Below are 20826 nucleotides of genomic sequence, written 5' to 3' on the forward strand. Positions count from 1 at the left end.
ATCTCCAGGTCAGTCACGAGTCCTGTCCTTGAGGAACAGGGCGAGCACCAGCCCTGCGGCCATGACGCAGCCGACCACGATGAAGACGGTGTCCATCGCGCCGGCCATGCCGTCCAGCACGGGCCGGGCCAGGCGGGCGTCGAGATGGTCGAGGTAGGAGGTGTTGTTGAGGTCGACGCCGGATCCATCGTGCAGTCCGGCGATCAGATGCCGTGCGCTGGGGTCCGCGGTCACCGCGGGGTCGTGCAGGGCTGATCGGAACGCCGGGGTGTTCTCTGCCTGGTGGAAGGCGGCGGTGATGCGGTCCTCGGTGAGAGCGAACAGGAGCGACAGGTAGATCGCCGTTCCGGCGGGGCTCGGCTTCGCCCGTGTCGGCCTGTGGGCAGAGGACGACGAACACGCCGACGCGATCTCGTGCGCATTGACCGAACCGCTCCGCCTACCGGTCCCGGGATCGACGGTGATAGACATCCGGCGTGGAAAAGAACTTGGAGTTCCCTGACCTGCTGCGACTGATCGATGAACGGTCGACCGCCTTCCGCGCCACGGTCGCCGCCGCGCCCAGTCTCGACGCACAGGTGCCGACCTGTCCCGGGTGGACGCTGTTCGATCTGGTGAGGCACCTGGGTGGTGGAGACCGTTTCTGGGCCGCCATCGTCGGCGCGGGGCCTGCCGACGCTCCCCCGGCCGAGGCCGCCGCTGCGCGCGCCGCCCTGGAAGTGCCGCGGGAGCGCGAGGCCCTGCTGGCCTGGCTGACGGAGTCGACGCAACTTCTGCTGGGCGTACTGCGGGAGGCGGGACCGGACGCCGGCTGCTGGGCGTGGTGGAGTGCCCTGCAGACGCCACGGAGCTCCGGCGGAGTCGCCCGGCACCGGGTTCAGGAGAGCGCGGTGCACACGTACGACGCTCAACTCGCCGCAGGCGCCCCGCAGCCGGTGCCGGCCGAGGTCGCCCTCGACGGCGTCGAGGAGTTCCTGTTCACCTGCGTCGCGACGCCCAGCGCCTGGCCGCACAAGCCCACGGCCTTCGACTTCCACGCCGCCGAGGGCCGCTCCTGGCGCCTCTCGGTCGACGGCGACGGCGCACGCTCTACCCGCATCCCCACGCCCACTGCCGCGACCGGCGAGGACTCGGACGCAGCCGGCGCCTCCGTCCATGGCACGGCCGGTGAGCTGGTCCTCTACTTGTACGACCGTATCCCGGCCGCCTCCTTGCACGTTGACGGCGACGCAGGGCTGCTTGACCTGCTCCGCGCCTGGGAGCCGAAGGAGTAGGCCCGGCGCTCGGGTCCGTGCCGGCCCGATGCGGCACCAGGCATCGAAGCAAGTGCCCTCTGCGTAACCGCCGCCCGGGACCGTGGCACGCGACCCCGCCCAGACGATCACACACCGCTGCTGATCGTGGTCGAGTGGTAGGCCTGGGCGGGGGCGCGCACTCCCGGCTTGGCAGGGGCGGCTGGATCCTCATGCCGACCGCCTCATCCGAGGACGCCTCCTCGCGGATCGCCGAAAAGCGCGAGCTCATGGCTGATCCCGAGTTCCGCGAGTCCGTGATCGTGGAGTCGTCGAACGGTCCGGCGAAACAGAGGATGACCGCCACGTCGCCCCACAGATCACGGACGAGGTCAACCGGCACACCGCGCCAGGAAGACGCACTCTCTTCTGACCGATCAGGCACATCGCGAACGTCCGCCACCATGTCCCCGTGGGCGACCAGATGCCCTCCGGGCCGAGCGGCACACCGCCGGTTTGACGCGTACACTTGCACCTGTAAGACTGAACTAACAGGTGCAAGACAGACCCTCTCCAAGGACGACATGCCGACCAGCGAAGAGTTGCTCCGCCTGCTCGGCGCGGTCGGGCATCCACTCAGGTTGCAGATCCTCGCCGAGCTCGCCGGCGGCCGGATCCATGTCAGCGAGCTGGCCCGCCGGATCAAGGTGTCCCGTGCGCTGCTCTACATGCATCTGGAGCGGCTGGAGAAGGCGGGGCTGGTCGAAGGGCGACTGGAGCTGTCGGCCGACGGCAAGGCGATGAAGTACATCGAGCTGCTGCCCTTCGAGCTCACCCTGACGATCGACACCGTCCTCGCGGCTCTGCGCGCGGACGACGAGGAAGGACCCCATCAGGTGCAGGAGACCCCGCAGTGATCGACATCGGTTCCATCGTGATCCCCATCGTGGTCGTGCTGATCCTGTTCGGCGCGATCACGGCCTGCATGGCGTTCTACTTCCGGTTCGAACGGCACCGCACCGACGTGCTGACGGCCGAGATGGCCAGATATCGCGAACTGGCCGAGCAGGCCGTGCAGCGGCAGGGTGAGGTGCAGGCCAGGCTGGGCGAGCTGACGGAGAAGGTCGCGGCGATGGAGAGGATCCTGCTCAGCGTCGACTGACGAGCCTGTGACACAGGTCCGGGGGCGAGCGGCAACTCACCCCCGGACGGCGGAACCGCACGACCACGCCGTGACGGCGTGCCTTTGACGCGTACGTGTTCCTACAGAAAGGAGAGCAGCTCATGCTGCTCGAACGCAAATCATCCCGCCGGCGTGCCCTCATCTGCTCGCTGGCGGTCGCCGCGCCGCTGCTCGCGGTGAGCGCCCCCGCCGCCGCGACGGCGGCCGATCCGGCACGGTCGGTACGGGAGTTCGCCGACGCCTACGTGCCCCGCCAGCTCAAGGAGCACCACATCCCGGGGGCGGCGATCGCCGTCGTGGCGGGCGGCCGTCAGGTCTTCGCCCAGGGGTACGGCGTCGCCGAGGTGGAGACCGGCCGTCCCGTGGACCCCGAGCGGACCGTCTTCGCCCCCGCGTCGGTGGCCAAGCTGATCACCGCCACCGCCGTCATGCAGCTCGTCGAACGGGGCCGGATCGACCTGAACGCCGACGTCAACCAGTACCTCACCACGTTCAAGATCGACGATGCCTACCCGGGCCGGCCGGTCACCATGGCGAACCTGCTGACCCACACCGCCGGGTTCGCCGGCGGTGACTTCGGCACCGGCGCGGCCACCGCCCGTGATGTGCACCCGCTCGGCGCCCACCTCGCCGACCACCAGCCGCCCCGGATCCGGCCGCCCGGCGCGAGGGCCGTCTACTCCAACTACGGGATGGGCCTGGCCGGCTACCTGGTCGAGGTGCGCTCGGGCCTGCCCTTCCACCAGTACGTGCAGGAGAACATCTTCCGCCCGCTCGGCATGGCGCGCTCCAGCATGACCCAGCCGGAGCCCGGTCCCGTCGCCCAGGCACTGGCCCCCGGTTACCGTCTCCAGGACGGCCACCAGGTCCGGGCCGAAGGGGCCAAATACGGGCACATGCCGCCGCACGGAGCCGGCTTCCGCTCCACCGCCACCGACATGGCCGCGTTCATGCTGGCCCAGCTGACCGGCGGCAGGGGGATACTCAGGCCGGACAGCGTGCGGCTCATGCAGAGCCGCCACTTCGGCAACGCCGAGGGCACCGCCGGCATGGGGTACGGCTTCCAGGAGTACACCAGGAACGGCCGGCGCCTGGTGGTGCACCGGGGCAACATTCCCGGCTACTTCGCGATCATGGCGCTGATCCCCGACCGGGGCATCGGCGTCTACGCCTCCTACAACGGCATCGGCAAGGGTGGCCCCGACTCCGCCTGGTCCCTGGTCAACGCCTTCGCCGACCGCTTCGCCCCGGCCCCCGCCCCGGCGGACGCCACGCCGGGCCCGCTGCCCGACGTCGCCCAGTACACCGGCACCTACCGTACGGCCCTGGCCGCCGACATGACCGACCTGGGTAAGCTCAGCTCGCTCACCAGCACCGTGACGGTCAGCGCGGGCGGCGACGGCCTCCTGACCACCACCGGCGCGGTCGCGCTCGGCCCCACCGAGAGCCGCCAGTGGACGCAGATCGCCCCCGCCCTGTTCCGCGAGAAGAACGGCTACCGCACCATCCGGTTCCGCCCCGACGGCCTGCTGGCCACGGAGAACCCGGCCGGGCCGCTGGAGCGCCTGGCCTGGTACCAGTCGCCCACGTTGCATCTCGGCGTGCTCGGCGTGAGCCTGACCGTGCTGCTGCTGTCGGCTGTGGGCGGACCCCTCGCGCATGCCGTACGCCTCGCGCGGCGCCGTCGCAGGCGCGGCGGGTCCGGTGACGGCGCCGCATCCGCAGGTGCCTTCGGGGCTGCCGCCGGAGCCGGGCGGACGGCGCGCCGGCGGCCGGTTCGCAGGCCACGCCTGGCCGGGCTGCCCGCGTGGATCACGGCGGTGCTCGTCACGGCCTCCGCCGGATCCCTCGTGGCGATGTTCGCCGACTTCGACGCCAACCAGGCCGAGTTCTTCCTGGGCGGCAGCCCGTTGTTCACGACCATCACCACGCTGCCCGTCCTGGCCGCGGCCGGGGCCGCCGTGACGCTGGTCACCGCCGGGCTGGCCTGGGTCAAGGGCTGGTGGACCCTGGCCGGGCGGGTTCACTGCACCGTCGTGGTCCTCGCCGCGCTCGCCTATCTGAGTGTGGCCGCCGCCTACAACCTGATCGGCTGAGAGCCTCCGGAGACTCCCGCCTGGCACGCCGGCGCGGCCGCCGAGCCGCTGGTCAGCCGGTCAGGTGGGATGAGCGGCGGCTTCTTGTGAAGGCCGGCGGGTCCGACGGCGGGGGTTCGGCGGTCCGCCAGTACCAGCGGGTCGCCGACGCCTCCGTGCCGCCAGGCCGGTTCCCGGGAGTACCCGACCGGCGGGCACGGCCTGTTCGTCACCCGCTCTCCGACCTGGCTGGTCAGGCGCAGATCTTCACTGCGTCAGTCATGTTGTCCGCCGACTGTGGCATGTCGCCCTTCGCGCCGTCGGGCACGTTCACGAGTAGTTGCCATTCGGCGCCCGTCCAGTTGTACAGTGCGACGCTCGTGCCGGTCCGGTTCTGATACGAGGTCAGCCGGTCCCCCAAGCCGGCGCTTCCGATGTCGTGCATGCTGCAGGTGGCGTCCTTTTGGACGATCATGGTGCCCGCGCCTTGGGCGCCGTCCCATGCGCAGAACAGTCCACCGGGGCAGCTCCACTCCCCCGTGCCTCTGGTCGGCTTGGACGACTGCTTGGAGGGGTTGTGGCCACTCTTGGGGCTGCCTGCCGAGGCGGAGTGGTCACCGCCGTCCCGGCAGACCCCGAGCGCCTGGCATACCGGCTCGCCCCACAGCGGTGAGGTCACGAGGGCCGTGATCAGGCCTATGACGGCGACCACTATGGGTATCAGCGAGCTGCTTCCTTCTCTCCCTGTCATGTGGACTCTCCTGGCTAGGGGGTTATGACCCGGTCAGGGCATGGGGTGTTACCGGATGGTGCCGGTGCATCGGGGGCCTCGTCCCGGACGACCTCCCCGCGCCGCAGCGGCGAGGGGAGGTCGGTTTCGAGAACGGCTAGGCGACCCTGTTGATGTGCCAGCTCTGGTTCTCGCCGCCCCAGCAGCGGGCCTGCACCACCCTGGCGCCGTTGGCGGGGTCCACGTTGGCCACGTCCAGGCACAGACCACTGTGCTTGGCGATGACGCGCATGGTGCCGTCGGCGTTCTTCTTGAGCCGCCACCGCTGGTTGGCCTTGTAACTGCAGGTGGCCTGGAGCACGGCCGCCGCGCCCGCGGTGCTCGCGAAGGCGACGTCCAGGCACTTGCCGCTGTGCCTGGCGACGAACACGTACGACCCGTCGTCGAACTTGCGTGCCTCCCACTGCTGGCTGAGCACTCGGTCCAGGCACTGCCACTGGTGCGTCGGGGTGGCGTGCAGGGTGCTCCCGTGCAGTACGTCCAGGCACTTGCCGCTGTGCTCGGCGACGAACTTGTAGTAGGCGGGTGCGGCGTGGGCGATCCCGGTTCCGGTGAGGGGGAGGCCGGCGGCCACGGTCAGGGCGACGACGAGGGCGCGGCGGACTGTTGCGGAGGCCATGGTGACTCTTCCTGATGAGAGTTGACGGGTCTGCCGGAGTTCATCCGGCAGACTTCGGACTGGTGGCCACCGACGGGTGAGCACTCCGTCTTCCTGGACCGAAGTCCTGAGGAAAGACCGTGTCCCACCCTGTGACCGGGTGCGTTGATCGCTGATGGATGGGAGCCCGTGCCCAGGAGGCTCGGGCGTCCTCGTTGCTCCACCATCGGCTCCGGCATGGTCCCGGCGACAGAGGCGCCCGTCCCGGCCGTCCGGGAATCACGGGAAACAGCAGGCCGGGGGCTGTGGGGCGGCCGCGCGTGAGGGGCACGGCAGGACGGCGTGGCGTGACGGCGCGCCCCCGAGCGGCCTTCGTCAGCCGGGTCCCGATGAGCCGGGACCGCCGCCTCTGTCGCCGGGACCACGCGACGCTCCACGGTGGAGACCCCGGTCGCGGGCGCGGCCGTGGGTCTGGTGATGGGAGGAAGGCCATGGTGTCGGCGGGCTGGTCGGGTTCGCGCACTGGTACGGCTCGGCCGGGCCGCGGCAGCGGGCAGAAGGTCGCGGCGTGAGCTCCCTAGGGACGCGGCGGAAGATGGGTGATAATCGCGGCATCGTGGATACCGCTCCTGTCGACGCCGCCACGACCGCCGCCTGCGGGACGGCGGTCGTGCTCACGATGGCCTGCGCCGCGGCGGCGATCGTCTACCCGGTGAGGGCCTGGTCGATCGTCCTGCCGGTGGTGGCGGTCGTGTACGTGTCGGTGCCGGTCGTGGGGGCGGCCATGGCACGGTCGCAGCCGCGCAACCCGGTCGGCTGGATCCTCGTGGCCAGCGGCGTCGGCTTCCCGCTCGCCTGCACCGGCTACCTCCTGGCCGAGGCCGCCTACACCGCCGGAGCGGACGTCCCCTTCGCGGCATGGGCCGGATGGCTGGACGGATGGCCCTGGGTGCCGGCGCTGGGGCTCGTACCGACGCTCGGGCTGTTGCTGTTCCCCGATGGGCGGCCACCGTCGCCGCGGTGGCGTCCGTTCCTGTGGTTGTGCTGTGCGCAGGCCATCATGCTGTTCCTCGGCCTGCTGCTGTCGCCGACGCTGTCGGACTTCCCCGAACACGACAATCCGACCGGGCTGGCGGGAGAGTGGGGGACGGCGGCGGCCGGGCTGTCCGCCGTGATCGCGCTCATGGCGCCACTGTCCACGGTCGCGGCCTGGTCGGTGCACCGCAGGAGAGCCCGCACCACCGATCCGCGCCAGCTGGCCGCGCTGAACCTGGTGCAGCCCGCCGCCTGGCTGCTGGCGGCGGCCTGGTGGGGATGCATCGCGCTCATCTCGTTCGGAGGAGAGTCGATAGACGCCACCCCCGCCGAGGTCTCGGGCATGCTGGCGCTCGCCGGCACGGCGTGGGTCGCGATCCGCCGGTACGGGCTGTTCGACGGCCGCCGGGTGCTCAGCGCGACGATGGCCTACGGACTGCTCACCGTGCTCGTGTTCACGGTGTATCTGGGCGTCGCGGCCGTCGTGCGGCTGCTGACGTCCGAGGCCGTCAGCGAGGCTCTTGCCGTCGTCGCCGCGACGCTGGTGGCGCTGCCACTGCGCGACGTCCTGCAACGCGCCGTCAACCGGATCGTCTACGGCTACCGGGACGACCCGGCCGGCGCGCTCGTCCAGCTCAGCCGCCGACTGGAGGCCGCCGCCCTCCCCGAGGAGGTGCTGCCCAGCGTCGCCCGCACGGTGCAGGCCGCGCTGCGCGTCCCGTACGTGGAAGTCCGCCTCGGACAGAACGTCAGGGCCTGCGCGGGAGACCCGTCCGGCGATCCGCCGGAGGAGTTCCCGCTCGTGTTCGCAGGTGAGACGGTCGGTACGCTCGCCGTGGCCGGGCGTGACCCCGGTGGGGCATTCACCCCCGGTGAGCGGCGGCTGCTGTCCGGCCTGGCGGGCCAGATCGCCGCCGCCGGCCACGCCGTGTCGCTCACCGCCGATCTGCTGCGCTCACGCGAACGGCTGGTGTCCGCGCTGGAGGAGGAACGGCGACGGCTGCGCCGGGACCTGCACGACGGGCTCGGGCCGGCGCTGGCTGGAACGGTGCTCGGGCTGCAACGGGCGCGTTCCCGGCTGGCCACCGACGCCGACGCCGTGGCCGGGCAGCTGAACGAGCTCACCGCGCAAGTCCAGGAGGCCGTCGCCGAGATTCGCAGGCTCGTGTACGGCCTGCGCCCGCCCGCCCTGGACGAGCTGGGACTGATCGGCGCCCTGCGCGAGCAGGCCAGGACGCTTGGGCCGTTCGTGGTCGAGGGGCCGCAGGAGGAACCCGTCCTGCCCGCCGCCGTCGAGGTCGCCGCCTACCGGATCGCCCTGGAGGCCATGACCAACGCCGCCCGCCACGCGCACGCCGGCCGCGGCACCGTACGGATCAGCGCCGGCACCGCCCTGCACCTGGAGATCAACGACGACGGCATCGGCATACCTGACGGCTACCGCGCCGGCGTCGGCATCACCTCGATGCGCGAACGCGCCGCCGAACTGGGCGGCACCTGCCTGGTCGAACGCGCCACCCCGAACGGCACCACGATTCGCGCGACCCTCCCCCTCAGCCCCGCACGAACGCCCGCGGAGACGTCATGACCGACACCCGCCCGATCAGCGTCGTGGTGGCCGACGACCACCCGATCTTCCGCTCAGGCCTGCGCCAACTGGTCGAGGACAGTCCACTCCTCGAGTTCGTCGGCGAGGCCGCCGACGGTCAGCAGGCCATCGAGCTCTGCTTCCACCGGCAACCGGACGTCGTCCTCATGGACATCCACATGCCGGGCACGAACGGCATCACCGCCACCCGCCGCATACTCGCCGACCTGCCCTCGACCGGCATCCTCATGCTCACCATGCTCGAGGACGACACCTCCATCTTCGCGGCCCTGCGCGCCGGAGCCCGCGGCTACGTCGTCAAGGGCTCAGGGCCCGACGACATCATCCGGGCCATCACGGCTGTGGCCGCCGGCCGGGCCCTGCTCGGCGCCACCGCCGCCGCCCGCATCGCCTCCTTCCTCCAGCCCGACGTGCGCAACCCCGCCCACCCGTTCCCGTCCCTGTCACCACGCGAACGCGACATCCTCGACCTCATGGCCGCCGGCAAACCCAACGCCGCCATCGCCGACGCCCTGGCCCTGAGCGAGAAGACCGTCCGCAACAATGTCTCCAACATCTTCACCAAACTTCAGGTGACCACCAGATCAGACGCCATCGTCAAGGCCCGCCGCGCCGGACTGGGCGAACACGCCACCCCCAGCGGAGACGACGGACACCCCGGCCGCCACCGAGCCGATCCCCCGAACGCCGAACACGCATGAGAGCACTCATCTGATCACGCCCAGTTCAGGAACTCAGCCAATATTCGGCACCGGTCTTCCCGTCCTGTGGCAGCGGTGGCGCGGCGCGCCCTCGAAGAGGCGTTCCAGGGACTGAACGCCTCAGCCGTCAGCGGCGCGGCGTATCCAGGAAGGCCGGGTCGAGGACTGCGCCGACGCGCTTGACGTCCTGGACGATGGGGGCGGTCTCGACGTGGCCGATCGACTTCAAGGCGGCCACCCGTCCGGTGAGGTAACGGTAGAGCTCGCGGGAGTCACGGCAAACGACCTGGACGGCCAGGTTGGTGGGCCCGGTGGTGGCCGCAGCGAAGACGACCTCGGGGTGTCCGGCGAGCGCCTGCCCGGTAGCGACCAGCTCCGCGGGGGCGACCGTCGCCCACAACCGGGCCGCGGTGTGGAAGCCGACGTATGGGAGATCGAACTCGGCGTAGTAGTGGAGCACGCCGATGCCGCGCAGATGGTCGAGACGGCGTCCGACGGTCGACTGCGACCAGCCGGTCGCGGCGGCGAGCTCGGCGTGACCGGCCCGGCCGTCACGGGCCAGGATGTCGAGGAGCCGCTGGTCGCCAGGATCCAGACGCTGGATGTCTTCGATCTCCGGCGCCGGTTCGGGGCTCAGCCGCTGGACCTCCTCGGGGCTGAGAGCCTCCAGGCTGCGGATCCTGCCGGGCGAGCCGTAATAGGTGTGCAGGACCGAATGCGCGGCGACGGCGACGACCCGATTACCGCGCGGCAACCCGTCCAGCAGGAGTTGCTCGCTCTCGACCTGGCTGCGGGTACGCGCGATGCAGAGCAGTTCTGTGCCGCCGGAGACGATCTGGACCCAGGCGGTGTCAGGACGCCGCGCGAGGGTGGCGGCGACGCTCTGCGCTGCGCCGGGCGCGCAGCGCAGCCTGAGGAGCCATCGGCCGTGGGCGACGTAGTTGGCTGGGGGGACGCCGACGATGCGCAGCAGCCCCTGCGAGCGCAATCGGCGGTAGCGGCGGGCGATCGTCTGGTCGGAGACGCCGAAGACGTCGGCGATACGGCTGAACGGTGCCCGACCGTCGAGTTGCAGCGCGTGGATGAGCTTGCGATCGAGGGCGTCGGCAACGGCGCCGATGGAGGAATTCACCATTCAAGAGTAAAAGATGTCGAAATTATGGATTTATGGCCTCCTGGATGGATCTCTCGCGGTTCATCCGCGATCGTTGCCGCCTGACCGCTCTGGCGGTCCGCAATGATCTACGGAGGACTGACATGGGCAAGTGGTGGCCGCTGACGGCGGTCTGTCTCGGGGCGTTCATGCTGCTGGTGGACGTCAACATCGTGACGGTGGCGTTGCCGGACATGGCGATGGGGATGAAGTCGTCGTTCTCCTCGCTGCAGTGGGTCATGGACGTCTACGCGCTGGTGCTGGCCGCGCTGCTGATGGGTGCGGGTGCGCTCGCCGATCTGGTGGGACGCCGCAAGGTGTACGTGAGCGGGCTGGCGCTGTTCGCGCTGTCGTCACTGGTCTGCGGGCTGGCTCCGGACACGGTGGTGCTCGTCGGCGCGCGGGCGGTGCAGGGCGCCGGCGCGGCGATGATGTTCGCGACGACCGTCGCCTTGGTCAACGCCTCCTACGAGGGACGCGACCGGGGAGTGGCGTTCGGCGTCTGGGGGGCGGTGAACGGTGCGGCAGCGGGCGTCGGGCCGCTCCTTGGCGGGCTGGTGACGCACGAGTTCGGCTGGCGGTGGATCTTCCTGGTGAACCTGCCGGTCAGCGTACTGGCCGTGGGGCTGACCCTGAGGGTGGTTCGCGAGTCGCGCGACCCGGCGGCCCGGCGGATCGACCTGCCCGGTACGGCGCTCTTCGTCCTGGCCGCCGGCGCGGTGACGTACGCGCTGACAAAGGCGGGAGAGAACGGATGGACCTCGGCGACGACGCTCGGCATGGTCGCGATCGGGACAGCCGCCCTGATTGCCTTCGTCGTGGTCGAGATCCATGCCCGGCATCCCCTGCTGGACCTGCGCCTGTTCCGCAACCCGACGTTCGCCGGGATCATGATCGCCTCGCTGGTGATGTCGGGGGCGGCCTTCGCCTACCTGCTCTACACCTCGCTGTGGCTGCAGTCCGTCCAAGGGTTGAGCGCGATCGAGGCCGGGTTGGTCATCCTGCCGATGAGCGGCCTGTCGTTCGTGACCTCCTGGCTGACCGGGCGCTTCCTCCACCGGGTGTCACCCCGGTGGGCCGTCGGCGCCGGAATGCTGCTCATCGGGATCGGGACGCTGAGCCAGGCGGTGCTGACCGCGGGATCGGGCTGGACCGCCGTCATCCCCGGGTTCGCGATCACCGGGATCGGCGTCGGACTGGCCCTCCCCAACGTCACGGCGGCGGCGATGGGCTCCGTTTCCCCGGAGCGAAGCGGGATGGCGGCCGGTGCTGTCAGCGCGTTCAGGCAACTCGGCTACGCGCTGGGAATCGCGGTGCTTGGCAGCGTCTTCCGTGCGACGCTGCAACATTCCCTGGAGGGCGAGGTGAGCGATCCCGCCGCCATGACGGAGGCTCTCACCGGCGGCCAGGCCGCGCAGGCGATCAGCCAGGTCTCCGACGCGACCGTCGTCCCGGCCGCATACGCGGCCGGCCTCAACGCCGCGACCATGACGGCGGCGGCGATCGCCCTCGCCGCCGCGGTGGCGACGATCGCCCTGGTACGCCGCCCGGCTCCGGCCCCGAGCCCGGCCGCGCCCGAACCCGCCACGGCCTCAGCGCCCTGACCTAAGGTTGATCTTCAACCTGTCTGTCAAGGGGGCTCTCGCGTGCGGGTTTTGCCGATGTCATTGTGGGGTGCCGGTCGGCGCCCCCTCGCCGAGGCACTCGCCGGCACCGCAACCCCGCGTCGGCTTCGTCGACGGCCCCGGTGGGCCGGCCGGACCTGCCGGCTACTTCACCGCGGCCGGGTCCCGGCGGCGTCTCGCCGGCGGTCCGAGATCGCTCGACCGGCGGGTGAGCCGGGACACCCCGGTGTGAGCGTTCACGACGGGGTGCCCTGGCCTGGCGGGGCAATCGTGCGGGTTCACCAGAGCAGCCTGGCCTGCCCGGTATGGCCGATAAGGCCTGTGGAGCCTTCCATCACGGCGGCCTCGTAGGTGAATGCCTGCCCGAACCACGGCTGGCCGGAGTAACTCACCGTTGTGGCCGGTCACCGCCGTTCTGGCTTTCGGCAAGATTGCCCAGCCTCACGCCATAACCCGCGGCGTCCGGCGTGTATGCCGACGCATACCGAGGGCGTCGCACATGCTCGGCAATAGACCGGAGTATGACTGTCTGTAACGGATCGCTGGCTCGTCCGGAAGCCGGTGCGAAGGGAGCGCCTCATGGCCGAGCAGGGCCGCGTGTGCTGGAAGCGCTTCGGTCTACTCTTCGCTCCTGTCGCGGCGATGACGTCGTTGCTGGTCGGTGCCACAGCCCAGGGGGTCATCGGCGCCACGTTCGCGGTCTCCGGCAACAGCTTCAAACTGTTCGCCGGCGAGCTGCGCGGCCAGGGCTTCTCCTTGGCCACGGACGTGGACCGGACCAAGAAGGGCCAATTGTTCCCTGTCATCGTGGCCGGCGTTCGGCGGGCCGCGGTCACCGGCCTGTGCACGAGCGCGCTGGTGAAGACGCCCGTGGGCACGATAACGCTCCAGTTGACCGGCGGCCGGGGCGGTGACGAGGTCGACATCGACAACTTGGTGATCGATGTGGTGGCGGGACAGACGGCCGCCTCCATCCGGGACCTGGAACTGGGCCGGGATGCCGGCACCCTGGACGAGGTTCCCGCCGGCAGGGGGCCGGCCGGCACGTTCGGCAGCCAAGCGAGAGTCGTCACCCTGCGTAACGTCAGGCTGGGCGCCAGGGCGGTCACGGCGGCGACGTTCAGCCTGCCCGACCTCGACCTGAAGGTGTCGCGCGGCGAGCACGAGTGCTACTGAGGCAGGACGGGCCTGGATTGCGCGCGGCAGGGGGCGCGACGTGAGACGAAGGATGGAAGATCATGAAGCTGTGGCGTCGTTCCCGGCCGTTCTGGGGCGGGCTGTTCATCGTGGCGGCGGGGCTGGAGCTGCTGTCCATCCCGCTCGCGCTCGACGCGCTGCCCGTGGCCGTCATGTTCGCCACGGTGGGTGCCGGCTACCTGATCGCTCTCACCCTGATCATCGCGGGCATGCTCGTGTGGTTGCAGCCCGGCCAGCGACTGTTCCTCGGCTTGATCGCGGTGCTGCTGTCCCTGGCGTCCTTCGTCTACTCCAACCTGGGCGGCTTCCTGCTCGGCATGATCCTTGGCCTGCTGGGCGGCATGCTGGCCATCGCCTGGACCCCCGACAGCCCGCCCGCCGGACGCCTCGACACCGTCACCGTCCGAAGCGCCCTGGCCGCGGCCCGGGCTGTGGGGCGGCGTTGCCGGCGACTGGTTGCGCCTCCGAGGCGAACCCGTACCGAGACCGATCCCGTGCCGGCGGACACGGGTTCCCCTGCGAAGCTGCGAGAGCCGGCAAGGTGAAGAGGCGTGGTGGGATCCCGAGGCGAAAGTCCCGCAGACGGGCAGCACGGGATGACACGAGCCTGTACGCGCTGCTCACCCGCTGGTGCGTCAACCGGTGGGGCAACCACGGCTCCGTGGAAGGTTGCGCTGACGAAGACCTGGTCACAAACACGCGCCCGCAAATCTGGAGGAATTCGTGACAGAGCAACGCCCAAAAGGCCGTCTCGCGGCTGTACCGCCGCGCGTCTGGCTGGCACTCGTGCTGCTGGTGCTGGCGGTCGCGTTCATCCTGCAGAACCAGCAGGACGCGACGATCCGCCTGTTCACGATCGTGGTGACCGCCCCGCTGTGGGTCACGCTGGTGGCGTGCACCGTCGTCGGGATCCTGATCGGCGCGCTGGCCGCCCGCAGGAGTCGAAACGGCCGGTGACGGCGTGCTGAGCCGTCTCCAAGAGCGCCTCCTCCCCACGGCGCAACGCCGCCCGTTGGAGGAACTGGCCGAAATCCTGGACCTGTCCTCGGGGGACGTGCGCGCGAAACGATCGGCGTTCTGGACGATGCTCGCCCTGTCGGCCATCATCGCCGCGGCCGGCATCCACACCGATTCCACGGCCACCGTGATCGGCGCCATGATCATCGCGCCGCTGGGCACGCCCATCATGGGCATCGCGCTGGCGATCGTACGGCGCCGCCGGGAGGGCGCGGTCGGGTTCGTGTTCTTCGGCGCCCTCCTCGTGATCGCCACCGGGATGGTCTTCTCGCTGCTGCTGCCCACCTCGTATGCGCTGCTGGCCAACAGCCAGATCGCCGCCCGCACATCCCCCAAGCTGATGGATCTGGTGGCCGCGCTCGCCACCGGGCTGGCCGGAGCCGTCGCGCACGCCCGCCGCGACGTCGCCGCCGTGCTGCCGGGCGTGGCGATCGCGATCTCCCTGGTCCCGCCGCTAGCCGTGGCCGGGGTCTGTCTCGGCCAGGGAGCGGGCTGGCTGACGCTCGGCGCGCTCGTGCTCTTTCTGTCCAATCTGCTGGCGCTGGTGCTGGGCGGCATCGCGGTGTTCACGGCGACCGGGTACGCAGCCGAGTCCGTCGCCCGCTCCGGTGGCAGCGGCCACACTCGGCTCACGCTGGTGCTGCTGGCCGTCGTGGTGCTGCTGCCGCTGTCGGTCAACAGCGTGGTCAGTTACCTGCTGAGCGCCTGGAGCGCACAGGCGCGGGCGGTCGCCACCGAGTGGATCTCCGCGGTGCCCGGCTCGTCGATCGCCGGTGCCGACGTCGTCTCCCGCGAGATTCACATCCGCGTACGGACGCCGGGCGACCTGCCGCCGGTCTCCGGCCTGCTCGGCGCGCTTCGCGGCCGGGTCCCGGACGGGGTGCCGATCGTGGTCGAGGTCACGCAAGGGGGCACGATCAACGCCGGCCGGGTGGGGGCGCCCTCGTGAGATCCCTCCGGCCTTCCGTTGAGCGGCCACGGACGGGCCAGGGCGCTGCTGTTCGAGCTCATCTGGCTGATCACGAGCTGGGTCGTGCTGGTCGTTCTCATCATGCTGCCGGGCGGGTGTTCTTGGACCGCTTCTCGGCGATGCGATCCAGACGTACGCTGCCCACATGAGTAGCCCACGCGTGCAGGGCAGAGGGCCCTGAATCCTGGCTTCACCGTTGCTGCAATAGTCCTAGCTCTGCCAGTGCTGCTGCGCTTGATGCTCGCGGCGTGGGCTTTCCGCATCGCTCTGCGGAACTGCCGCTCCCAGGAGCAACGCCGAGCCATTGCTCAGTCAGCCATCCCCATCTTCCTGAACAGGAAAGATGAACAGTCACCGCTTCCCACAGCGGATGAGTTGCCCTCTGGTGAGACAGAGGGCGGGGCAGAGACCTAGATCGCGGCGCGGGCGGATGGGGTCAGGAGGACTGTGTCCTCAATCGGGCCACACCCGCCACATCAGCCCCATGACGACGCAACCGCCCCATACGAAGACCTCCCGGCGGCGAAGACGTGAGTCACCGACGGCGACGAGCCGGAGCCTCGCGTACGCGATGGGAAGAGGCTCAACCCAGCCGGCGGCTGGGAGCTCGCCGGGATGACGGCATCCTGCGCATGCGCCCCCAGTGGGAGAAGGGGCGCCCCAAGAAGCAGGCCGAGAGCATCGCCGCCGGCATGCCGCCGCACCATCGGCCCTGATGACTGTCACCGTCACTGCCACCGCGCTCAGCGCCAGCCCTCAGCCTGCGGTGGCCGAGCAGGCGAGCGCAGTCAAGCCGGCCGACTGGATCGCGGCACTGGCCGGGGGCTCTTGGCGCGATCGGAGGCGCCGCGGGTGGTCGTAGAATCGCTGCGGCAGGCCGCCTTTGCGGGGCTTGACCTGCTGGTCGTTACGCCGGTCACGGCGGAGACGGAGCGGGTGTTGCCGGCTGCGGAGATGCGCGGGCTTCGCTCGCGGGTGAATGATGCGCTGCTGGACCTGGTCTATGACGACCCGTTGGGCGCCTGGGAGGACACCCCGGTGCTGGAGCTCAGCGGGTCGCTGGACGGCCGTCTGGGCGCGCTCCTTTCCGCGCTGGGCCAGGCGGTGCCCTAGCCGGGTTTGAAGGCGCGGGTCAGCCACCGTGCAGGAAGCTCTCAATGTGGTCCAGGCCGTGTTTCAGAACCCTGTCGCGCGCGCCGGATTGTCGGTACACGGACCTACGATCTTCCCCATGCCGATATCCGCCATCCCCGCGTCCCTGTCCTATGCCGATGCCGATGCCCGCCTGGGCGGCGCGTTGTCCGCCGTGTTCGAGGGTGCGGGAGCGTCGCCCGGCTACGACGAGGTGCTGTTCTGCGACGGCGACCTCAACCTCGACGGGGATTTCCTGGACGCCATCAACGAACTGCGCGGCGGCGACGCCAAGGGCGACGTCGAGTTGATCGTGGTCACCGGCGACCTGAAGGTCAACGGCCCGATCGCGCTCTACGGGGACCGGCCCGGCCTGTACGTCGGCGGTCGCACCGAGGCCGAGACCCTGGAGGGCGGCGAAGCGGAGATCTACATCCACGACGGCGCCTTCACCCACCTGGTCTACGGCTGGTACAACCACGGCTCTTTGCGGACCGGGATCGTCGAGACCCCATGGGTGATCGACTACGACCACGCCATGGACGTGTACGCCCCGAACGGGCGCTGGGTGGACAATTACGACGATGACGACGATGCCGACTTCGCCGTCGGGGACAGCATCGTCGAGGCGTTCGTGCCCGAGGTCGTCGACGCGGAGGGCCGATGCCTGGACGTCGACGAGTTCCTAACCCGGCTGCGGGCCGGGCTGCCGGTCCTACGGCCCGAAGCCCGGCCGGCGGCCGAGAGTGTTTCATAAGGATCTTTGAGGCTTGCGGCGTGGCGACCGACACCCCGGACGCCTGCGCGGCCTCGTTGACGGCCACGACGAAGCCCTCGGGTGAGGTGACCGCGACGACGCCGGGCGGCGCGTGCATGCCGAGTTGCCCGACCGGCTTGTCCACTCACCGTGTCGAAAACGCCGAGCAGGTGGCTGGTGGCCACCACGCTGGTCAGCGCCTGGTCGGCCTGGCGGCCACGTTCCAGCCGCCAGGCAGGGAAGTAGGAGCTCGCGCGCAACTGGGGGTCGCCGGCTCCACGGTGCCGGCGCGGGCGCCCGGTCCCGTCGGCGGCAGCCGATGCGCGCATGCTCCGCTCGTTACCGTGCTCGCCGTACGGCGCTCCGATGCCCACCAGCAGAACCCACAGTGTGACGTGACACCATCGTCGCCGCAGTGCTCGGTCCGGCGGGGTCCTGGGACGGTCGCCAGAGACGCGCGCAGCCCCGATTCTGCCCAGCACCGAGATGGACCGGGGATTGTCGCCCCGCTGCCCGACGGTCACCACCGCGGCCGGCAGTCCGCGGCCCTGCTCACCGGCCAGCCGGTCTTCCCGGCGGCGTCCCCGCTGCCGCCAGGATCTGGGCCCGGCTCCCCGCGCGTTGCCGGCGGGCGAACGTCGCAGACGGCAGGAACTGGCCGTGGCCCCGCTCGGTGATCAGCGCGCGGCAGTCGGGCCCGGTTCGGCGTGTGCCCGCGACGGGCGGGCCGAGACGACGTCGAGCAGGCCGGCGAGCTGACCGAGCTGTTGTGGATCCAGCCGACCGGTCGCCGGTGTCAGGGCCCGCCGGATGTCGTCCTTCACGCGCTCGGTGAGTTCGATCCCGGCCGGGGTCATGTACACCTCGACGACCCGGCCGTCATCGGGATTCTTGCCGCGCGTCAGCAGCCCCCGGCGCTCGGCGCGGGCGATGAGGGTGGACATCGTGGACTTGTCCAGACCGAGGTAGGCGGCCAGGTCGGTGACGCGGAGGCGGCGGTCGCGAAGGATGCCGAGCACCCGCAGCTGGGTGAGCGACAAATCATGCTCGCCACCGATGCGGGTCAGCACGCCGGCCACCTCGAAGGTGGTCCGGACGAGGGCGTCCATGACGTCGTCGGCGACGGTCATGCCGCCATGCTAGTCCGGCATGGTTGGAGATACCAACCATGCCGAGGCGTGGACGTCCGGCATCGCCGTCGCCCGAGGGCGCCTCTCGGCTCGATCCCGCATCAGGGGGTCGACGGATTCGGCGTCGATCGCACGGCCCGGTTGACATGGTTTGCATTTCCAACCATCCTGAAGATAGTTGGAAATGCAAACCATCTCCTGGAGGTCTCCATGCATGCTGCCGTCATCCCGGAAGCCGGTGCTCCGCCGGTCTATCAGGACCACTCCGACCCCGCGGAACGCCGCGACGAGCTCGTCGTCGAGGTCCTCGCGGCCGGTCTGCACCATCTGACCAGGGCCAAGGCGAACGGCTCGCACTACTCCGGCAAGGGCATGTACCCGCTCGTCCCAGGCGTCGACGGCGTCGTACGCGACAAGGAGGGCAACCTCCGCTACGTGGTCCTGGACGACACAGCTCTGGGCACGTTCGCCGACCGCACCCTCATCGACCCGCGTCGCAGCGTGATCCTGCCCGACGGCGTCGACCCCGTGCGGATCGCCGCCGCGATGAACCCGGCCATGTCGTCCTGGGTCGCGCTGCGCCGGCGCGTCGACTTCCGGGCCGGTCAGCGTGTCCTGGTCCTCGGCGCCACCGGCAACGCCGGACGAATGGCGGTCCAGATCGCCAAGCTGTTCGGCGCCGCCCACGTCATCGCAGCGGGCCGTGACGCCACCCGCTTGAGAGCGCTGACCGCCCTCGGAGCCGATGAGACGATCACCTTCGACGACATCGGCCGCGCGGCCGATGTCGACGTGGTCATCGACTACGTGTGGGGCGAGCCCGCGGCCGGCGCCTTGATCCCGATGCTCACCGCCCGCGCCGACCGCGCCGTCCCATTGACCTGGATCCAGATCGGATCGGTCGCCGGCCAGAGTGCGCCGATCCCGTCCGCGGCACTGCGCTCGGCCCGCCTGCAGATCGTCGGCAGCGGCATCGGCTCGGTCCCTGCCCGCGACATCCTCGCCGAGCTGCCCGAACTGGCCTCAGCGGTGACCGCCGGCGCGATCGACGTGCGGGCCCGCGCCGTACCCCTCCCCCAGGTCGCGCAGGCGTGGACCGACGAGACCGAGGACCGCATCGTCCTCGTCCCCCAGCCACCCCATCGGACGAGGCAGCCATGACATTGCCGAGCAGCGGCGCGAACGCGCTGATCACTGGCCCTCCGTGCCGATGACGCCGCCGCCGAGGCGGTGGGGCAGTAGCTCATCGCACGCTGCTGCGCCGTGTGGGAAATCGGCGAGAGGGTGCGTCGGGGCGCTCGCGGATCCATGCTGCCCGCGCTGAGGGCGAGGAGTGAGGCGACGTGCGTGGTTGCTCGGCTGCCATCGGTCAGGACCCTGGGTTCATGATCGGCTCGTCTATCGGCAAGTAATGCGCCTCATGTTCGCGGCGATAGTCGGACGCGGGGCCGAGGCCGAGGGAGGGGCGCGGATGTTGACTGAGGCGTTGGCGGCGGTGGCGCCGACGGGGGAACGGCCGTGGTCAAGACCGCTACTGCACCGGGGCGGGCCAGGCCGAGCAGGAGGCGGCGTGGCGGCTGCAGCTGAGCGCCCCGTTGGAGGACGAGCCCGGGGCAGAGAACGGACTGCGGGCGCTCGTGGCGGTGTGGGGCGCGGGCGGCCGTCGGCCAGAGCTTCCGGCAGGCCGTCCATGACACCGAGCGCCTGCAGCTCCAAGTAGGCCGGCGATGAGCGAGGCATCGCCGAGCAGGCCAAGATGGCCACGGTGGATGTGGCCGGCCGCTCAGGCTGCCGCCGTCGTGGTGGGAGCGGTGCTGCTGGTAGCGCTCTCGCTCACCGACTTTCTGGCCTGGGCGGAATCCCCGCGAGGGCTGGGGCAGTCAGCCCTTGGGGCGTGGGTGGTGGCGCTCTGGCTGGCTGTCTCCCCGGTCGTGCTGGCTCTCAAGGTCGGGAACTTGCGGCGGCGTGGTGCTCGCTCTTGGCCGCTGGTCATCGCGGCGTGGGCGATCATCGCCATCGGTGCGGTCGCCCAATGGGAGGCCGGACGCTCGTGGCCGGAGATCCTCCTCAGGCCCGTAACGCTGGCCCTCATGCTCGTGATCACCGGCCCGGACGGGTTCCGTTCCTTTGCCAAAGCCGTCCGAGGGGTGCTGCGGCAACCTCTGCGGATCGCGCTGTGGGCGTTGGACAGCAGCCGCTCTCCCTTACCGCAGGAAGCTCTCTGGAGTGATCGTGCTGGCAGGGTACCTGTCCTGGGTTGCCGGGCGATTCTTCGACGCAGCGTTCGCTGATGTGACCGCGTACTTCACGTCGATCTCGACCAGCGACGACGTCTGGTCATGCTTTTACGTACCGCCGAAGCTGTCCAGCCAGGTGGGGACGCCGCCGTGGCTGCACGTCGCGTTCCCCGCGACGCTGCTCATCCTTGTGCTGATGGTGTTCTTGCAGTTGTGCCTGTGGGTCCTCTCCCGGTTCGTGGAGCAGGCGGGCAGCCGGAACAGCGAGTGGCGGTAGTGAGCCAGAGGCCGGGCTGGGGCTACCGCCATCCAAGGCATCTACAGGCTCGTCAGCCGCTGGGGACAGTCCTGGCACGGGGCCGGCCGCGATGGGGCGTCGTTGCCCG

Annotated in this window: 21 protein-coding genes and 1 pseudogene; 16 read left to right on the forward strand and 6 right to left on the reverse strand. The window is 70.4% G+C overall.

The window, feature by feature from the left end:
* Positions 1–9 precede the first annotated feature (9 nt).
* The gene (locus ACNF49_RS39660) at positions 10–471 is read right to left on the reverse strand and encodes a hypothetical protein (RefSeq protein ID WP_498703302.1); all 462 of its coding nucleotides are present in this window, start codon (positions 469–471) and stop codon (positions 10–12) included.
* Positions 472–476: 5 nt separating this feature from the next.
* Between ACNF49_RS39660 and ACNF49_RS39665 the strand changes: the two genes are divergently transcribed.
* The 4 genes from ACNF49_RS39665 to ACNF49_RS39680 all read left to right on the forward strand — a co-directional run bounded on the left by ACNF49_RS39665 (position 477) and on the right by ACNF49_RS39680 (position 4511).
* The gene (locus ACNF49_RS39665; RefSeq protein WP_482940909.1) at positions 477–1274 is read left to right on the forward strand and encodes a maleylpyruvate isomerase family mycothiol-dependent enzyme; all 798 of its coding nucleotides are present in this window, start codon (positions 477–479) and stop codon (positions 1272–1274) included.
* 542 nt (positions 1275–1816) lie between these two features.
* Entirely contained in the window at positions 1817–2149 is a 333-nt protein-coding gene (locus ACNF49_RS39670; protein WP_357971426.1) for an ArsR/SmtB family transcription factor, read from the forward strand.
* The gene (locus tag ACNF49_RS39675) at positions 2146–2394 is read left to right on the forward strand and encodes a hypothetical protein (RefSeq protein WP_352326865.1); all 249 of its coding nucleotides are present in this window, start codon (positions 2146–2148) and stop codon (positions 2392–2394) included. Before ACNF49_RS39670 ends, ACNF49_RS39675 begins: the two co-directional genes overlap by 4 nt.
* Before the next feature lie 122 nt (positions 2395–2516).
* Positions 2517–4511: a serine hydrolase domain-containing protein gene (locus ACNF49_RS39680; protein ID WP_482940910.1), complete on the forward strand. Its 1995-nt coding sequence runs from the start codon at positions 2517–2519 to the stop codon at positions 4509–4511.
* Positions 4512–4743: 232 nt separating this feature from the next.
* On the opposite strand, the gene ACNF49_RS39685 is transcribed toward ACNF49_RS39680, so the two are convergent.
* Positions 4744–5241 (reverse strand): peptidase inhibitor family I36 protein, encoded by a 498-nt coding sequence (locus tag ACNF49_RS39685; protein ID WP_482940911.1) that lies wholly within the window; start codon positions 5239–5241, stop codon positions 4744–4746.
* A gap of 136 nt (positions 5242–5377) precedes the next feature.
* Positions 5378–5899, reverse strand: coding sequence for an RICIN domain-containing protein (locus tag ACNF49_RS39690; protein WP_357971429.1), 522 nt, complete (start codon positions 5897–5899; stop codon positions 5378–5380).
* 595 nt (positions 5900–6494) lie between these two features.
* Here ACNF49_RS39690 and ACNF49_RS39695 point away from each other — a divergent pair.
* Together ACNF49_RS39695 and ACNF49_RS39700 are read left to right on the forward strand one after the other, a co-directional pair.
* Positions 6495–8501, forward strand: coding sequence for a sensor histidine kinase (locus tag ACNF49_RS39695; protein ID WP_357971430.1), 2007 nt, complete (start codon positions 6495–6497; stop codon positions 8499–8501).
* Complete coding sequence (locus ACNF49_RS39700; protein ID WP_482940912.1) at positions 8498–9223, forward strand: response regulator; 726 nt, start codon at positions 8498–8500, stop codon at positions 9221–9223. Before ACNF49_RS39695 ends, ACNF49_RS39700 begins: the two co-directional genes overlap by 4 nt.
* Positions 9224–9350: 127 nt before the next feature.
* Here the strand turns inward: ACNF49_RS39700 and ACNF49_RS39705 are convergent, their stop codons facing one another.
* Positions 9351–10355, reverse strand: a complete 1005-nt coding sequence (locus ACNF49_RS39705; RefSeq protein WP_498703303.1) for an Lrp/AsnC family transcriptional regulator — start codon at positions 10353–10355, stop codon at positions 9351–9353.
* Positions 10356–10480: 125 nt separating this feature from the next.
* Here ACNF49_RS39705 and ACNF49_RS39710 point away from each other — a divergent pair, with 125 nt between their 5' ends.
* The 7 genes from ACNF49_RS39710 (at position 10481) to ACNF49_RS39740 (ending at position 17073) form a co-directional block, all read left to right on the forward strand.
* A complete protein-coding gene (locus ACNF49_RS39710) occupies positions 10481–11980 on the forward strand; it encodes an MFS transporter (RefSeq protein WP_357971433.1) in 1500 nt (499 codons plus the stop codon).
* Positions 11981–12580: 600 nt separating this feature from the next.
* Positions 12581–13177 (forward strand): DUF6230 family protein, encoded by a 597-nt coding sequence (locus ACNF49_RS39715; RefSeq protein ID WP_482940914.1) that lies wholly within the window; start codon positions 12581–12583, stop codon positions 13175–13177.
* Positions 13178–13239: 62 nt separating this feature from the next.
* Positions 13240–13743 carry a DUF6114 domain-containing protein gene (locus ACNF49_RS39720; protein WP_357971436.1) on the forward strand — a complete coding sequence of 168 codons (504 nt, stop codon included), beginning with the start codon at positions 13240–13242 and terminating at the stop codon, positions 13741–13743.
* A 178-nt stretch (positions 13744–13921) separates the two neighbouring features.
* On the forward strand, positions 13922–14155 hold the full coding sequence (locus ACNF49_RS39725) for a LapA family protein (RefSeq protein ID WP_357971437.1): 234 nt from the start codon (positions 13922–13924) through the stop codon (positions 14153–14155).
* Between the two features lie 97 nt (positions 14156–14252).
* Positions 14253–15164 (forward strand): DUF389 domain-containing protein, encoded by a 912-nt coding sequence (locus ACNF49_RS39730; protein WP_357971438.1) that lies wholly within the window; start codon positions 14253–14255, stop codon positions 15162–15164.
* Between the two features lie 873 nt (positions 15165–16037).
* A complete protein-coding gene (locus tag ACNF49_RS39735; protein WP_482940916.1) occupies positions 16038–16298 on the forward strand; it encodes a hypothetical protein in 261 nt (86 codons plus the stop codon).
* A 118-nt stretch (positions 16299–16416) separates the two neighbouring features.
* Positions 16417–17073: a hypothetical protein gene (locus ACNF49_RS39740; RefSeq protein WP_482940917.1), complete on the forward strand. Its 657-nt coding sequence runs from the start codon at positions 16417–16419 to the stop codon at positions 17071–17073.
* 158 nt (positions 17074–17231) lie between these two features.
* Here the strand turns inward: ACNF49_RS39740 and ACNF49_RS39745 are convergent.
* Both ACNF49_RS39745 and ACNF49_RS39750 read right to left on the reverse strand, forming a co-directional pair.
* Positions 17232–17438: pseudogene (locus tag ACNF49_RS39745) on the reverse strand (transposase); the annotation flags it as partial.
* 312 nt (positions 17439–17750) lie between these two features.
* Positions 17751–18203 (reverse strand): MarR family winged helix-turn-helix transcriptional regulator, encoded by a 453-nt coding sequence (locus tag ACNF49_RS39750; RefSeq protein ID WP_482940918.1) that lies wholly within the window; start codon positions 18201–18203, stop codon positions 17751–17753.
* Positions 18204–18413: 210 nt separating this feature from the next.
* On the opposite strand from ACNF49_RS39750, the gene ACNF49_RS39755 reads away from it, so the two are divergent.
* From ACNF49_RS39755 to ACNF49_RS39765, 3 genes are all read left to right on the forward strand, one after another.
* Positions 18414–19364: a quinone oxidoreductase family protein gene (locus tag ACNF49_RS39755; RefSeq protein ID WP_482940919.1), complete on the forward strand. Its 951-nt coding sequence runs from the start codon at positions 18414–18416 to the stop codon at positions 19362–19364.
* Between the two features lie 650 nt (positions 19365–20014).
* Positions 20015–20494 carry a hypothetical protein gene (locus ACNF49_RS39760; RefSeq protein WP_482940920.1) on the forward strand — a complete coding sequence of 160 codons (480 nt, stop codon included), beginning with the start codon at positions 20015–20017 and terminating at the stop codon, positions 20492–20494.
* 1 nt (position 20495) lies between these two features.
* Positions 20496–20717 carry a hypothetical protein gene (locus ACNF49_RS39765; RefSeq protein ID WP_482940921.1) on the forward strand — a complete coding sequence of 74 codons (222 nt, stop codon included), beginning with the start codon at positions 20496–20498 and terminating at the stop codon, positions 20715–20717.
* Positions 20718–20826: the final 109 nt, after the last annotated feature.

It is taken from the genome of Actinomadura sp. ATCC 39365 (genome assembly GCF_054392275.1).